The sequence below is a fragment of the Streptomyces rishiriensis genome (assembly GCF_003112535.1).
In the GTDB taxonomy this organism is placed as follows: Bacteria; Actinomycetota; Actinomycetes; order Streptomycetales; family Streptomycetaceae; genus Streptomyces; species Streptomyces rishiriensis.
Map to the genome: position 1 here is coordinate 709,191 of NZ_BEWA01000012.1, position 15,052 is coordinate 724,242.

Below are 15,052 nucleotides of genomic sequence, written 5' to 3' on the forward strand. Positions count from 1 at the left end.
CGGGCGGGTTGACGGTCTCGGTCACTTGGGGGTGACCACCTTGTAGTTCTTGGGCACCTGGGCGTCCGGCCGGCGCAGGTACAGCGGGCGCGGGGCCGGGAGCTCCTCGCCCGCGGCCAGCCTCTCGGCGGCGAGACCCGCGAGCGCCGCGGCGGAGACGTGCTCGGGCTCGTGCGCGTTCGGGAAGGCGTCCGGGTACAGCAGCGCGCCCGCGCCGACGGCGGGCAGCCCGGCCACCTCGTCGGCGATGTCTGCGGGCCGGTCCACGGCGGGGCCCGAGAGCCGCGTGCGGACGTCGGCGTAGCGGGCCCAGTAGACCTCCTTGCGGCGGGCGTCGGTCGCCACGACGAAGGGGCCTTCGAGGTCGGACGCGTACGCGAGCCCGTCGAGCGTGCACAGGCCGTACACGGGGACGCCGAGCGCGAGTCCGAAGGTGTCGGCGGTCATCAGGCCGACGCGCAGACCGGTGTAGGGGCCGGGGCCGACGCCGACGACGATCCCGGTGACGGCGTCGAGCCGCAGCCCGGCCACGGCCAGGAGCCGGTCGACGGCGGGCAGCAGCAGCTCACCGTGCCGGCGCGCGTCCACCTGGGCGGAGGAGGCGACGACGTCCGTGCCGTCGTGCAGCGCGACGGTGACGGCGGGGGTGGCGGTATCCAGAGCGAGCAAGAGCACGCAAACAGCCTACGGCTCCCGTGCCCCGGAAACGGCCGCGGCGGCTGAACGTCCGATCACTGCTAACGTCGCCGCGAAACGTGACGTACAGGACAGACGGGACGGTCGGCGATGCCAAGCAACAGCTCGACGTTCGTGGCCGGGCTCACCGCGGCGGCCCTGGCGGCGGTCGGGTTCCTCGCCTTCCAGGCCTCGGCCGGCACGCCCGCCGGCCTGGCCGGGGGGCAGCGCGGCGGGGTCCCGGCGAAGAAGGCCCCCCGGGACCCACGGCATCCGACCGCGCTGCCGGCCGGGTCGGGCGCGGGCGAGCGGGTCGTCTACTCCCTGACCGGCGACCGGGTCTGGCTGGTCGGGCCGAACGACGTGGTCACGCGTACGTTCAAGGTCGCCCCCGGCAGCGTGGACCCGCCCCCGGGCAGCTATGTCGTCACCTCGCGCTCGGGCGCCGTCACCGGCTCCGACGGCACCCCCATCGAGCACGTGGTGCGCTTCACCACCGTGCAGAACGCGACGATCGGCTTCAGCGCGGCGCTGGACGGCTCGATGCCGGAGCCGGACCCGACGGTGCGCACGGGCGGCATCCGGGAGACCGTCGCGGACGGCGCCGCGATGTGGACGTTCGCGACGATCGGACGAGGGGTCGTCGTGGTCCCCTAGGGACTGCCGTAGGGACTGCCGTTCGGGCCGGGCCGCAGGGCGTCGGCAGGCCCTGGGAGGGACCCCCGTAGGAGTGATCCCGGGCCGCGTCCGCGGAGGCGTCAGGCGGCCCTGCGGCGCCTGGCCGGGGCGCTCGCGACCGTCGCCGGATCGGGCAGCCGCGGCGGCGTCGAGACGGCTTCCGCGGCCGCGCAGGAGGCCAGCAGGTCGCGCATCGACACGCCGGCGAGCGGGGACGGCCGTGCGGGTCGGGGCGTGGGCTCGGGGACCGGCATGAACGCCTCCTGCGATTCGGGGGCGGGCGTGGTTAGGTAGACCTAACCACGAACTTGATACCATGTGACCACGGAGAACACGCCGGGCGCAACATCTTGCCGACGTCCTGTCGGAACACTCACGAGCGGGCCGCCCGGGGCTCCGGGCGGCCGCGTCCGGGACGTCAGGCCGACAGCACGCCGAGGTCCGCCGTGGCCCACCGCTGCCCGAGCCCCGTCACCGTCACATGGCGCACCTCGTCGGAGGTGTCGCCGACGGCCCGGTGGATGCGGATGTGCAGCCGGTCGTCGGTCAGCTCCTCGACCTTGCCCTCGCCCCACTCCACGACGATCACCGAGTCCGGCAGCGAGACGTCGAGGTCGAGGTCCTCCATCTCGTCGAGCCCGCCGCCCAGGCGGTACGCGTCGACGTGGACGAGCGGGGGGCCGCCGGCCAGCGAGGGGTGCACACGGGCGATCACGAAGGTCGGCGAGGTGACCGCGCCCCGGACCCCGAGACCCTCGCCGAGCCCGCGGGTCAGCGTCGTCTTGCCTGCCCCGAGCTCTCCGCTGAGCATCACGAGATCACCGGCGCGCAACAGCCCGGCCAGGCGACGGCCCATGTCCCCCATCGCCTCGGGGGAGCCGACGACGATGTCCACGTGGTTCTCCGCCGCCTCGGGCTCAGCCGGGCTGTGCGGTGCTGCTGGTGCTTCCATAACCGTTCACGGTAGCTCCTGCGGGCACGGCGCCGGCACGGGTGAGCAGGTCGGCGAGCCGGTCGGTGACCACTTCCGGATGTTCCAGCATCACCAGGTGCCCGGCGTCCGGCACGAGCACCAGCTCCGCGTCCGGCAGCAGGTCGGCGATGGCCTCGCTGTGCTCGCTCGGCGTGACCAGATCCCCGATACCGGCCAGCACCAGCACCGGTATGTCCGTGAAGCAGGCGAGCGCCTCGGTCTTGTCGTGATCGGTGAACGCCGGATAGAACTCGGCGACCACGTCGATCGGCGTGCCCTCGATCATCCGCTCGGCGAACCTCGCCACGGCCGGGTCCACGTCCCGCGAGGCGAACGAGTACCGCTTGATGATCCCGGCGAACAGGTCGGCGGTCGCCCGCCGCCCCTTCTCCACCAGGGCCGCCTGCTGCCCGAGGGCCTTCAGCACGCCCGGCAGCACCCGCCGCACGGCGTTCACGCCCGCGACCGGCAGCCCGAAGTTGACCTCGCCGAGCCGCCCGGACGAGGTGCCGACGAAAGCCGTGGCCACCACCCGGTCGCGGATGAGCTCGGGGTACAGCGCGGCCAGGGCCATCACCGTCATCCCGCCCATCGAGTGCCCGACCAGCACGATCGGCCCCTCCGGCACGGCTGCGTCGAGGACGGCCTTCAGATCCCGCCCCAGCTGGTCGATGGTGACCGGCACGCCGTCCCGGGTCTGGGCCCGGCCCCGCTCGGAGCGCCCGTGGCTGCGCTGGTCCCAGTACACGGTCCGCACGACGCCCCGCAGGGCCGCCCGCTGGTAGTGCCAGGAATCCTGGTTGAGGCAGTAGCCGTGACTGAAGACCACGGTGACGGGGAGCGGCGCCTTGCGTCCGAACAGCCTGCGCCGCCGGTTCGGCGGCCCGCCCTGCGGCTCGGCCTCGTCGACCTCGTAGTAGAGCTCGGTGCCGTCGTCGGCGCTCGCCCTGCCCGGGGCGCCGCGGAGCCCGCCGTACGGCCCCGCCGAGTCCAGGGCCAGCCGGGCCTTCGCCCGCATGCCGCGCCCCACGGTCATCCGCTCCAGGGCCACGCCCGCCGCGGCGCCCGCGGCGATCACGCCTATCGCGGCTCCCGCGACGCCGGTCGTCCGGCGCCAGCCCCCGGCCGCCCCCGTGGCGGAGGCGGCGACGACCGCCGTGGCGACGCTCGCCACCGCCTCCGCGCCGGACGCCACCACCTCCGCACTGCTCTCGCTCACGTACCGCTCCCTCTTCGGCCGATGTCCGTCACCTGACTGCCGGATACCCGTCTCGTTGCGCATTCACCTGAGTCGGGCGCCGGACGCGTCATTCATTCACATAGACGCGGGGAACCCGCACTCCGATGCGCGTGACGATCTCGTATCCGATGGTTCCGGCCGCCTGCGCCCAGTCCTGCGCCGTGGGCTCGCCCCGGTCGCCGGGGCCGAAGAGGACCGCCTCCGCCCCGGGCCCGGGCTCATCGCCGCCGAGGTCCACGACGAACTGGTCCATCGCGATGCGTCCGGCGGCCGTCCGCCACTTGCCGCCGATCAGCACCGGGCCGGTCCCGGAGGCGTGCCGCGGAACGCCGTCGGCGTACCCGAGGGGCACCAGGCCGAGCGTCGTCTCCCCCGGGGTCAGGTAGTGGTGGCCGTAGCTCACGCCGTGGCCGCCCGGGACGTGCTTCACCAGGGCCAGCGGGGCCGCGAGGGTCATGACCGGGCGCAGCCCGAGGTCGGCGGAGGAGCCCAGCTCGGGAGCGGGCGAGAGGCCGTACATCGCGACGCCCGGGCGGACGAGGTCGAGGTGGGTCTCCGGGAGCGTGAGCGTGGCCGGGGAGTTGGCGATGTGCCGCACCTCCGGCCGGGCGCCTTCCTTCTCGGCGTGGGCCGTCATCTCGTGGAAGAGGGCGAGCTGGGCGGCGATGGAAGGGTGCCCGGGCTCGTCGGCGCAGGCGAAGTGCGACCACAGGCCGGTGATCCGCAGCAGCCCCTCGCGCTCGGCGCGCAGCGCCTGCGCCACGAGCGCGGGCCAGTCGGCAGGCTGGCAGCCGTTGCGTCCGAGGCCGGTGTCGGCCTTGAGCTGCACCCGGGCCGGCCGGCCGGCGGCGCGGGCCGCCTGCTCGACCTCGCGCAGCGCCCACAGGCCGCTCACGGACAGGTCGAGTCCGGCTTCGACCGCCTCCCGCCAGGGGCCGCCCGGCGTCCACAGCCAGCACATGATCCGGACGTCGGCCGGCAGGGCGCCGTCCGCGCGCAGCGCCAGCGCCTCCTCGGGTGTGGCGGTGCCCACCCAGGTGGCGCCGGCCTCGACGGCGGCGCGGGCGCACGGCAGCGCGCCGTGGCCGTATCCGTCGGCCTTCACCACGGCCATGAACGCCGCACCCTGCGCCGTGGCGCGCAGGGTGCGCACATTGGCCCGCAGCGCGGCCAGGTCGATCTCGGCGCGGGCGCGCGACGGGGCGGTGTTCAGGGCGGCAGTCTCACTCATCGCGCCCAGTGTCTCAGAGCGCCCGGACCACCCCTCAGGTACCGGGCCGCCGCCCCCACACGTAGACCCGGTCGCCCTTCTTCAGCACGCCCCACAACGTGCGGGCGTCGCCCAGGGTGAGGTTGACGCATCCCATCGAGCCGACGGTGGTGTGGATGGTGCCGTAGACGGCGTGGAAGGCCTCCCCGCCGTCGAAGAACTGGGCGTACGGCATGGGGGTGCCGTACAGGCTGGACACATGGTTCTTGTGCCGCCAGTAGATGGTGTGCCAGCCCTTGCGGGTCGGATGGGCGGCCCGCCCGCTGCGCATCGACACGGGCCCGAAGACGACCTTCGTCCCCTTCTGCACCCAGGTGAGCTGGCGGTCGAGGTCGACGCACGCGACCCGGTACGAGCGCACCGGGCACTTCTTCTTCGCGTTCGGGTTGCCGCGCGCGGCGACCAGCTGCATCCGCGCCCAGGTGACGGGCCCCGCGAACCCGATCGCGGGGGTGATCCCCTGCGCACGCTGGAAGGCGCGGATCGCCTCGCAGTCGGCGGCCGACTGCTTGCCGTCCGCCGGCCGCTTCAGCCATCGCTCGACCGCCCGCTGATACGGCCCGGTCCGCGTGGTGCAGGCCGTGCGGGAGACGAGGTCCGCCAGCGGCACGTACTCGACCAGCGCATAGGCGCCGGGCACGGCGTCCGGCGGCTCGACGGCGTCCTCGGCGGCGGTCGGCTCGTACACCGTGGGCGGGAGCGCCTGGTCGGGCGTGTCGATCAGCCAGGGCCCCGACACCCCCGGCGGCGCCCCGGGCACGAGCCGGATCCCGGGGTCGGGCGGAGCGGGGGCGGCCCGGGCGGTGCTCGCCAGGGGCAGCAGGGAGACGGCGGCCAGGACGACGGCGGCGACTCGTGTTCTGATCATCCGATCAGACAAACGCGGTCCCGCCGGGGACCAGGAGCGGCGCGCGGCGAGGTCACCCTTACGAGCGGCCGCCCCGGGCGTACGGACCGGCCGCCCCGGGCGTACACACCGGCGGGGCCCAGGCGTACGGACCGGCGGGGCCCAGGCCTGGCGGGGCGGTCGCCCCCTGGGCGTACAGGGCGGCCGAGTCGCTCAACCCGCCCGGTCCCGCCCGGTCCGGTCCGGTCCCGAACGGTCCGCTCACCACGATCCCGCGCGGCCCGGTCCCGTACGGCCCGGTCCCGTACGGCTCAGTCCCGTACGGCTCAGTCCCGCACGGTCCGGTCCCGCACGTCTCGCCAGGCCTCGCGGATCGCCTCGGCCACGTCGTGGGCCCCCACCGGCGCGCCGTGGGCGGCGAAGCGACCGGCCAGGCCGTGCAGATACGCGCCCACGCTCCCGGCGTCCAGCGCGCTCAGCCCGGCCGCGAGCAGCGAACCCGCGAGCCCCGACAGGACGTCCCCGCTGCCGGCGGTGGCCAGCCAGGCCGTCCCCGTGGCGTTCACCCGCACCACGCCCTCGCCCCCCGCGTCCGCGACGAGCGTCGTCGACCCCTTCAGCAGCACGGTCGCCCGGTAGCGCGCCGCCAGCTCGCGCGCCGCGGCCAGCCGGGCCCGCTCCACCTCCTCGCGTGTCACCCCCAGCAGCGCGGCCGCCTCCCCGGCGTGCGGGGTCATCAGCGTCGGCGCGGTGCGGCCGCGCACCGCGGCGGCGTCCGCGAGCCGCAGCCCGTCGGCGTCGACGAGCACCGGCACGTCGGCGGCCAGCACCTCCGCCACCGTCTCCGCGTCGTCCCCGGCCCCGGGCCCGACGACCCAGGCCTGTACCCGCCCGGCCTGCTCGGGCCCCCGGTCGGACACCAGGGTCTCGGGAAACCGCGCGAGGACCGTGTTCCCGGCCGGACCGACGTACCGCACGGCCCCCGCCCCGCCGCGCAGCGCGCCCGCCACGGCCAGCACGGCGGCCCCCGGATAGCGGTCGGACCCGGCGGCGATCCCGACGACGCCCCGCCGGTACTTGTCGCTCTCCCCGCCCGGCGTCGGCAGCAGGGCGGCAACGTCCGCGTGCTGCAGGGCCTCCAGTTCGGGCCGGTCGGGCAGTTCGGCCCCGAGCCCGATGTCGACGAGCCGCACCGACCCGGCGTACTCGCGCGCGGGATCGACGAGCAGCCCCGGCTTGTGGGCGCCGAACGTGACGGTCAGGTCGGCGCGGATCGCGCCGCCGGGCACCTCGCCGGTGTCGGCGTCGACGCCGCTGGGCAGGTCGACGGCGACGACGGCGGCCCGGGCCCCGGCGGCGAGCGCGGCCAGCGCGGCCGCCTCCGGCCGCAGACCGCCCCGGCCGCCGATCCCCACGATCCCGTCGAGCACGAGGTCCGCCCGCCGGACGGCTTCCTGCGCCCCGCCGGGCGCGACCGTGCGTCCACCCGCGCGCAGCAGGGCGGCCAGCCCGCCGGCATGCGCGCGCTCCGGCGCCAGCAGCACCGCCGCGACGCCCGCGCCCCGCCGGGCGAGCCGAGCGCCGGCGTACAGGGCGTCGCCCCCGTTGTCGCCGCTGCCGACCAGCAGCACGACCCGTCGCCCGTACACCCGCCCCAGCAGGTCCGCGCAGGCGGCGGCGAGCCCGGCGGCGGCCCGCTGCATCAGCGCCCCCTCCGGGACCCGGGCCATCAGCTCCCGTTCGGCACGACGGACGGTCTCGACACAGTAGGCAGTACGCATACGTCGAGTCTGCCCCCGCCCGTGCCGCCGTCGCACGCCGTCGCACGCCGTCGCACGCCGTCGGCTCAGCCCTCGGCCACCACCACCGCCGAGGCGACGCCCGCGTCATGACTCAACGACACATGCCATCCCGTGACGCCCAGTTCGGCCGCCCGGGCGGCGACGCTCCCGCGCACCCGCAGCCGCGGCCGCCCGCTCTCCTCGACGTACACCTCCGCGTCCGTCCACAGCAGCCCGGGCGGAGCCCCCAGCGCCTTGGCGAGCGCCTCCTTCGCGGCGAACCGCGCCGCCAGCGAGGCGACCCCCCTGCGGCCCCCGCCGGGCAGCAGCAACTCGCTGTCCAGGAACAGCCGTCGGGCGAGCCCCGGCGTCCGTTCCAGCGACGCCGCGAACCGCTCGATCTCGGCCACGTCGATACCGACCCCGATGATGCTCATGCCGAGCACCCTAAGGCCGCGTTGTCACCGTCTGCTGCTAGCCTGCGGCGACTTGATCACGTCAAGTCGGAAGCAGACTTTCACCGCCGCGCGCCCTGGGGGGCCAGCCCGCGCGCCGCGGACAGCGACGCCAGGGGGCGGGGGCATGACCAGCACCACCGACGGCACGACCAACGGCAGAGCGCCGGGTTCTCCGGGGCCGACCTTCGACCCGTACGACAACGCGCCCGAGCTGATCCCGATGCGCACCGCGGCGCAGGCCGGGGACTGGCCCGCCGTGCGGGCCTGGTTCGCGGGGCTGGGCTCGGTCGACGAGCTCGCCTCGGCCTCCAGCCTCCTCGCCGACATCGCCGGCGTCGAGAACTTCCTGGAGCGGGCGGCCGCCGAGGACCCCGGCGAGCCGCTGCCGCGCGCGCTGCTCGCCGAGCGGTACGTCTACATCGGCTGGGACATCCGCAGCGGCGCCCGCGCCCAGAACGTCTCGCAGGACCAGTTCGCCCAGTTCCACGACTGGCTGCGGCGGGCCGAGCAGCTACTGATCGAGGTCTGCGCCGAGCATCCCGGCCACGCGCCCGCGTGGACCGCCCGGCTGATGACCGCGCGCGGTCTGCAGCTGGGGCAGGCCGAGGCGCGCCGCCGCTACGACCGGCTGTCCGCCCACCATCCGCACCACTTCCGCGCCCAGACGCAGCTGCTGCAGCAGCTGTGCCCGAAGTGGGGCGGCTCCTGGGAGGCGGCGCACGGTTTCGCGCGCGAGTGCGCGACCGCCGCCCCCGACGGTTCGCACTCCGGCGCCCTGGTGGCTCTCGCGCACATCGAGCGCTGGCTGGACCTGGACAGCGGCGAGGACGCGGCCTACATGCGGGGCCTGTCGGTCCGCGACGACCTGCGGCACGCCGCCCAGGTGTCCGTGCTGCACCCCGCCCACCGGCCCGACTGGAACTCGATCGGCGCGCACAACGCGTTCGCGTTCGCGTTCTCGCTCGGCAACCACTGGGCCGACGCGGCCCCGCACTTCGCGTTCCTCGGCGACCGCGCGTCGGAGTCCCCCTGGTACTACCTGCCCGACAAGACGTCGTCGTTCCTCAAGTGCCGCAAGGCCGCGCTGGACACCCGAGGAGGCGCCCGATGACCACGGACCTGCACAAGCACGACCCCGTCCACAGCGCCGACGGCGCCGACGGCCTCGCCGCTGCGGAGGGCCTCGCCGCCCTGGACGGCCTGGTCGCGCACACCGCCGTCGACGGCATTCCCGCCCTCTACGCCCCCGCCTCCGGCAAGGAGATCACCGCCGGTCTCTTCTTCCGGGTGGGCCGCGCCGACGAGACCCTGGCCACCGCCGGCATCACCCACCTCGTGGAGCACCTCGCGCTGCACCGCCTGGGCCTGTCCGACCTGCACTACAACGGCGCGACGGCGAACGCCTACACCCTCTTCCTCGTGACCGGCCGCGAGGACGAGGTCGTCGAGTACCTCAACGGCGTGTGCGCGGGCCTGCGGGACCTGCCGATGCAGCGGCTGGAGACCGAGAAGGAGATCCTGCGCACCGAGGCGGCCGGCCGCGGCGGCGGTCCCCAGCAGCAGATGCCGCTGTGGCGCTACGGCGCCCAGAGCTACGGTCTGTCCAGCTACAGCGAGCTCGGCACCTGGGGCCTGACGCCCGACCAGGTCCGCTCCTGGGCCGAGACCCGCTTCACCAGGGACAACGCGGTGCTGTGGATCACCAGCGACCGCATCCCCGACGGCCTGGACCTCACCCTCCCCGCCGGCTCCCGCTTCCCCGCGCCGGCCGCGACCAGCGCCCTGCCCGCCACCCCCGCGTACATCAGCGGCGGCGACGGCCATGTCGTCCTCACCTCGGTGCTGCGCCGCTCCACCGCGGCGAGCGTCTTCGCCGACGTGCTCGGCCGGGCCCTCTTCCAGGACCTGCGCCAGGAGGGCGGCTACTCCTACTCCGCGGAGGCCGACTACAGCCCGCGCGACGCCGACTTCGCCACCCTCACCGCCTACGCCGACGCCCTTCCGCAGAAGCAGGACGCGGTCGTCGGCGGCTTCGTCGACACCCTCGCCCGGCTGCGCGCGGGCCGCATCGAGCAGGCCGAGCTGGACTCCGCCCGCGGCAAGCTCCTCAAGATGTTCGACGCCCCCGACCTGGGCGCCGCCACCCTGCCCTCGTACGCGCTGAGCCTGCTGCTCGGCCACCCCGTCCTCAGCCCCGAGCAGCACAAGGCGGAGCTGAACGCGGTGACCACCCAGGACCTGCGCGAGGTGGCCGGTGAGGCATGGGAGAACGCGCTCCTGCAGGTACCCGGCCGGGGCGTCGACTGGGCGGGGCTGACGCTCGCCCCACAGCGCTCGACGACCACGGTCACCGGCACCCGCCACCAGTCCCTGGAGGACGAGAACGTCACCCTGGTCGTCGGCGACGAGGGCGTGAGCCTGCTGACCCCGGGGGGCCCGATCACCGTCCGCTACGACGCCTGCGCGGCGATGACCACCCGGCCGGACGGCTCCCGCGCCCTCACCGGCCACGACGGCTTCTCGGTGAACGTGGAGCCCACCCTCTTCCGGGGCGTGACGCCGGACCGCATCGCGGCGATCGACGCGGCCGTGCCCCGGCAGGCGACGGTGCCGATGCCGGCCCGCGAACCCGACCGCATCCCCCGGCCGCGCGAGCGGGCTTCCGCGCCGGCGTCCGGCGGCGGCCGCTCCACCTGGGGCTGGACCGCCGCGCTGTGGCTCGTGGGCCTGCTCGCGGTGGTCTGGGGCCTGCTCTGCGCGGTGATCACGGCCGACGAGGCCTCGGCCGCCGCCCCGGAGTGGGACGCGGTCGCGGGCGTCTGGATCATGGAGCTCCCGCTCGTCTTCGCGACCTGGAAGGTGTTCGCGGCACGCAGGACGCGCAGGCGGAGCTGACGCGCAGGCGGAGCTGACCCGCCCGCCCCGGGGCCGCTCCTGGAAGGCCGAGGCGATCCAGGAGCGGCCCGGCGGACGGGCCGCCGCTCCCCCACGGGCCACTCCCCCACGGGCCCCTCCCCACAGGCCCCTCCCCGGCGGGCTACTCCACGGTGACGGACTTCGCCAGGTTCCGCGGCTGATCGACCTCGTTGCCCCGGGCTGTCGCCAGCTCGCACGCGAACACCTGCAACGGCACCGTCGCGACCAGCGGCTGCAGCAGCACCGGCGTGACAGGGACGCGCACGAGATGGTCGGCGTACGGCACGACCGCCTCGTCGCCCTCCTCGGCGATCACGATGGTCCGCGCCCCGCGCGCCCGGATCTCCTGGATGTTGGACACGATCTTGTCGTGCAGGACGGACCGTCCGCGCGGCGAGGGCACCACCACGACGACCGGCAGGTCGTCCTCGATGAGCGCGATGGGCCCGTGCTTCAGCTCCCCCGCCGCGAACCCCTCCGCGTGCATGTAGGCGAGCTCCTTCAGCTTCAGCGCCCCTTCCAGCGCGACGGGATAGCCCACGTGCCGCCCGAGGAACAGCACCGTGTCCTTCCCGGCGAGCGACCGCGCCAGCTCCCGCACCGGCTCCATCGTCTCCAGCACCCGCTCGACCTCGCCGGGCATCCGCGCGAGATCCTTCACGACGGCCCGGATCTCGTCCCCCCACTTGGCGCCGCGGACCTGCGCCAGATAGAGGGCGACCAGGTAGCAGGCCACCAGCTGGGTCAGGAACGCCTTGGTGGACGCGACGGCCACCTCCGGCCCGGCGTGCGTGTAGAGCACGGCGTCCGACTCGCGGGGGATCGTCGACCCGTTGGTGTTGCAGATGGCGAGCACCTTGGAGCCCTGCTCGCGGGCGTGCCGCAGCGCCATCAGGGTGTCCATGGTCTCGCCGGACTGCGAGACGGCGATGACGAGCGACCGTGAGCCGAGGATGGGATCCCGGTAGCGGAACTCGCTCGCCAGCTCCACCTCGCACGGGATGCGCGTCCAGTGCTCGATGGCGTACTTGGCGATGAGCCCCGCGTGGAAGGCCGTGCCGCAGGCGACGATGACGACCTTGTCCACCTCCCGCAGCTCGGCGGCCGGGATCCGCACCTCGTCGAGGCTCAGCGCGCCGGAGGCGTCGATGCGGCCCAGCAGCGTGTCGGCGACGGCCTTCGGCTGCTCGGCGATCTCCTTGAGCATGAAGTAGTCGTAGCCGCCCTTCTCCGCGGCCGAGGCGTCCCAGTCGATGTGGTACGAGCGCACGTCGGCCGCGGATCCGTCGAAGCCGGTGACCGTCACACCGTCCCGGCGCAGCTCGACGACCTGGTCCTGCCCCAGCTCGATCGCCGAGCGCGTGTGGGCGATGAACGCGGACACGTCCGAGGCGAGGAACGCCTCGCCCTCGCCCACGCCCACCACCAGCGGCGAGTTGCGGCGCGCGCCGACCACCACGTCCGGCTCGTCGGCGTGCACCGCGACCAGCGTGAACGCTCCCTCCAGGCGTCGGCACACCAGCCGCATGGCCTCCGCGAGGTCGGCGGTGACCGAGAACTCCTCGGCGAGCAGATGCGCCACCACCTCGGTGTCGGTCTCGGAGAGCAACTCGTGTCCGCGCTCGGCGAGTTCGGCCCGCAGCACGGCGAAGTTCTCGATGATCCCGTTATGCACGACGGCGACGCGGCCGGCGTTGTCGAGATGAGGGTGGGCGTTGCCGTCCGTCGGCGCGCCGTGCGTGGCCCACCGGGTGTGCCCGATGCCCGTCGTCCCGGCCGGCAACGGCCGTTCCGTCAGTTCCTTCTCCAGGTTGAGGAGTTTGCCCGCCTTCTTCGCCGCGGCGAGCCCTCCGTCGGCCGGCACGGCGACGCCCGCCGAGTCGTACCCCCGGTACTCCAGCCGCTTCAGTCCGGCCATGACGACGTCGAGCGCCGACTGAGACCCCACGTATCCCACGATTCCGCACATGATCGGCAGCGTACGGCGAAACCCCCTCCCGAAAGAGGCTCCACGTGCCCGATTTCGGAAATTCCCACGGCGAACGAAGACCGAGAACAGAGAAACCGTCGCCACCCCCGGCGTTACCCCTGCCCCCCTCCAGGTCCGCGGGCGGCCGGATCGGGAAGAGCGTGACGGAACCCACCTGCCGTCCCGTTCAAACTCCGTTAACAATGGAGTGTGATCTCCCCGGTCTCCCCGATGCCCCGGAGCGCCCACCGGCACAGGCCGGAGGCGACTCCCTACGTCGACCTCACCCGCAGCGAGTGGAGTGCGCTGCGCGAGAAGACCCCGCTGCCGCTGACGGCCGAGGAGGTCGAGAAGCTGCGCGGTCTGGGCGACGTCATCGACCTCGACGAGGTGCGTGACATCTACCTCCCGCTGTCCCGTCTGCTCAACCTCTACGTCGGCGCGACGGACGGTCTGCGCGGCGCGCTCAACACCTTCCTCGGCGAACAGGGCTCGCAGTCCGGCACCCCGTTCGTGATAGGCGTCGCGGGCTCCGTGGCGGTGGGCAAGTCGACGGTCGCCCGCCTCCTGCAGGCGCTGCTCTCCCGCTGGCCCGAGCACCCCCGTGTCGAGCTGGTCACCACGGACGGCTTCCTGCTCCCGACCAGGGAGCTGGAAGCCCGCGGGCTGATGTCCCGCAAGGGCTTCCCCGAGTCCTACGACCGACGCGCCCTGACCCGCTTCGTGGCCGACATCAAGGCGGGCAAGGGCGAGGTCACGGCCCCCGTCTACTCCCACCTGATCTACGACATCGTGCCGGACCGCAAGCTCACCGTCCGCCGCCCCGACATCCTCATCGTCGAGGGCCTGAACGTGCTGCAGCCCGCGCTCCCCGGCAAGGACGGCCGCACCCGGGTCGGTCTCGCCGACTACTTCGACTTCAGCGTGTACGTCGACGCGAGCGCCGAGGACATCGAGCGCTGGTACCTCAACCGGTTCCGGAAACTGCGCCGGACCGCCTTCCAGAACCCGGACTCGTACTTCAGGAAGTACACCCAGGTCTCCGAGGAGGAGGCCGTCGACTACGCCCGCGGTCTCTGGCGCACCATCAACAAGCCCAACCTGGTCGAGAACATCGCCCCGACCCGGGGCCGCGCCACCCTCGTGGTCCGCAAGGGCCAGGACCACAAGGTACGACGCCTGAGCCTGCGCAAACTCTGACGGCTACCCTGCCCCCATGCTTCACCTGCGCCTGATCACCCCGTCGGACACCACCGAGTCCGCGGTCCGGCTGATCGAGAAGACCGTCGGCACCGCACACCTCGTCGTCCTGCCGGGAGCCGCCCGCAACCCGGCAGGCGACGTCGTCCTGTGCGACGTGGCACGCGAGGCGGGGGACGAACTCCTCACCGGCCTCCAGGAGTTGGGCCTGGACAAGACCGGGTCGATCGCCGTGGAGAACATCGACCTGTCGCTCTCCCTGCGCGCCGACAAGGCCGAGGAGGAGGCGCCGGGCGAGGGCGCGGACGCGGTGCTGTGGGAGCACCTGACCGACGCCACCCACGAGGAGTCGACGCTCTCCGTCACCTACCTCATGTTCATCACCCTGGCCACGATGATCGCGGCCTGCGGCGTGGTCCTCGACAACGCGGTCCTCATCGTGGGGGCGATGGCGGTGGGCCCGGAGTTCGGCCCGCTGGCCGGCATCTCCACGTCGATCGTGCAGCGGGCGCCCCGCCTCGCCCTGCGCTCCCTGATCGCCCTGCTGGTCGGCTTCGCCGCGGCGATGGCGGTGACCGTCGGCTTCAGCCTCTTCATGGACGCCATCGGTCAGTTCAGCAGGGAGCAGCTGGACGGCGACCGCCCCCAGACCGGCTTCGTCTACGCCCCCGACGCCTTCTCCTTCATCGTCGCCCTGCTGGCGGGAGTCGCCGGCACCCTCTCCCTGACGTCGGCGAAGTCCGGCGCCCTGGTCGGCGTGGCCATCTCGGTGACGACGGTCCCGGCGGCCGCGAACGCAGCCGTGGCCCTCAGTTACGGCGACACCCGCCAGACCTGGGGCTCCACGGAACAGCTCCTGCTGAACCTGCTGGGCATCGTCCTGGCGGGCACCCTGACCCTGCTGGCCCAGAAGTGGTTCTGGTCGAGGCAACGGCAACGGGTGCACGCCGGGTAGCGCGAGCCGCTCAGTCCAGGGGCCGCGCCGGCGCGGCGGAGCCGCGGCTCCGCCGCGCCGGCACCGCAGGCCGAGGCCGCAGCCGCAGCC

General features: G+C 74.1%; 14 protein-coding genes. 5 read left to right on the forward strand and 9 right to left on the reverse strand.

The genetic code is table 11. The features are described from left to right. Positions 1–21 precede the first annotated feature (21 nt). Positions 22–675, reverse strand: coding sequence for a tRNA (adenosine(37)-N6)-threonylcarbamoyltransferase complex dimerization subunit type 1 TsaB (gene tsaB, locus Sri02f_RS22495; protein WP_109003094.1), 654 nt, complete (start codon positions 673–675; stop codon positions 22–24). Between the two features lie 111 nt (positions 676–786). Between tsaB and Sri02f_RS22500 the strand changes: the two genes are divergently transcribed. Continuing rightward, the gene (locus tag Sri02f_RS22500) at positions 787–1,332 is read left to right on the forward strand and encodes a hypothetical protein (RefSeq protein ID WP_109003095.1); all 546 of its coding nucleotides are present in this window, start codon (positions 787–789) and stop codon (positions 1,330–1,332) included. Between the two features lie 101 nt (positions 1,333–1,433). Here Sri02f_RS22500 and Sri02f_RS41775 read toward each other — a convergent pair whose 3' ends face one another. From Sri02f_RS41775 to Sri02f_RS22530, 7 genes are all read right to left on the reverse strand, one after another. Continuing rightward, complete coding sequence (locus Sri02f_RS41775) at positions 1,434–1,607, reverse strand: hypothetical protein (protein ID WP_167467591.1); 174 nt, start codon at positions 1,605–1,607, stop codon at positions 1,434–1,436. Between the two features lie 164 nt (positions 1,608–1,771). Beyond that, complete coding sequence (gene tsaE / locus Sri02f_RS22505) at positions 1,772–2,305, reverse strand: tRNA (adenosine(37)-N6)-threonylcarbamoyltransferase complex ATPase subunit type 1 TsaE (RefSeq protein WP_109003096.1); 534 nt, start codon at positions 2,303–2,305, stop codon at positions 1,772–1,774. Next, positions 2,271–3,545 (reverse strand): alpha/beta fold hydrolase, encoded by a 1,275-nt coding sequence (locus Sri02f_RS22510; protein ID WP_109003097.1) that lies wholly within the window; start codon positions 3,543–3,545, stop codon positions 2,271–2,273. Before Sri02f_RS22510 ends, tsaE begins: the two co-directional genes overlap by 35 nt. Before the next feature lie 88 nt (positions 3,546–3,633). Then, positions 3,634–4,797 carry an alanine racemase gene (gene alr / locus Sri02f_RS22515; RefSeq protein ID WP_109003098.1) on the reverse strand — a complete coding sequence of 388 codons (1,164 nt, stop codon included), beginning with the start codon at positions 4,795–4,797 and terminating at the stop codon, positions 3,634–3,636. A gap of 34 nt (positions 4,798–4,831) precedes the next feature. Then, entirely contained in the window at positions 4,832–5,704 is an 873-nt protein-coding gene (locus Sri02f_RS22520) for a L,D-transpeptidase family protein (RefSeq protein WP_109003099.1), read from the reverse strand. Positions 5,705–6,009: 305 nt separating this feature from the next. Next, positions 6,010–7,464 (reverse strand): NAD(P)H-hydrate dehydratase, encoded by a 1,455-nt coding sequence (locus Sri02f_RS22525; protein WP_109003100.1) that lies wholly within the window; start codon positions 7,462–7,464, stop codon positions 6,010–6,012. Positions 7,465–7,529: 65 nt separating this feature from the next. Then, positions 7,530–7,901 carry a holo-ACP synthase gene (locus tag Sri02f_RS22530; RefSeq protein ID WP_109003101.1) on the reverse strand — a complete coding sequence of 124 codons (372 nt, stop codon included), beginning with the start codon at positions 7,899–7,901 and terminating at the stop codon, positions 7,530–7,532. Between the two features lie 145 nt (positions 7,902–8,046). On the opposite strand from Sri02f_RS22530, the gene Sri02f_RS22535 reads away from it, so the two are divergent. Both Sri02f_RS22535 and Sri02f_RS22540 read left to right on the forward strand, forming a co-directional pair. After that, positions 8,047–9,033 carry a hypothetical protein gene (locus tag Sri02f_RS22535; protein ID WP_109003102.1) on the forward strand — a complete coding sequence of 329 codons (987 nt, stop codon included), beginning with the start codon at positions 8,047–8,049 and terminating at the stop codon, positions 9,031–9,033. Further along, positions 9,030–10,817, forward strand: coding sequence for a M16 family metallopeptidase (locus Sri02f_RS22540; RefSeq protein WP_109003103.1), 1,788 nt, complete (start codon positions 9,030–9,032; stop codon positions 10,815–10,817). Before Sri02f_RS22535 ends, Sri02f_RS22540 begins: the two co-directional genes overlap by 4 nt. A 142-nt stretch (positions 10,818–10,959) precedes the next feature. Here Sri02f_RS22540 and glmS read toward each other — a convergent pair whose 3' ends face one another. Beyond that, complete coding sequence (gene glmS, locus Sri02f_RS22545; RefSeq protein ID WP_109003104.1) at positions 10,960–12,807, reverse strand: glutamine--fructose-6-phosphate transaminase (isomerizing); 1,848 nt, start codon at positions 12,805–12,807, stop codon at positions 10,960–10,962. Between the two features lie 231 nt (positions 12,808–13,038). Between glmS and coaA the strand changes: the two genes are divergently transcribed. Both coaA and Sri02f_RS22555 read left to right on the forward strand, forming a co-directional pair. Continuing rightward, complete coding sequence (gene coaA / locus Sri02f_RS22550) at positions 13,039–14,007, forward strand: type I pantothenate kinase (RefSeq protein WP_167467601.1); 969 nt, start codon at positions 13,039–13,041, stop codon at positions 14,005–14,007. A 16-nt stretch (positions 14,008–14,023) separates the two neighbouring features. Next, positions 14,024–14,962, forward strand: coding sequence for a DUF389 domain-containing protein (locus Sri02f_RS22555; protein ID WP_109003106.1), 939 nt, complete (start codon positions 14,024–14,026; stop codon positions 14,960–14,962). Positions 14,963–15,052: the final 90 nt, after the last annotated feature.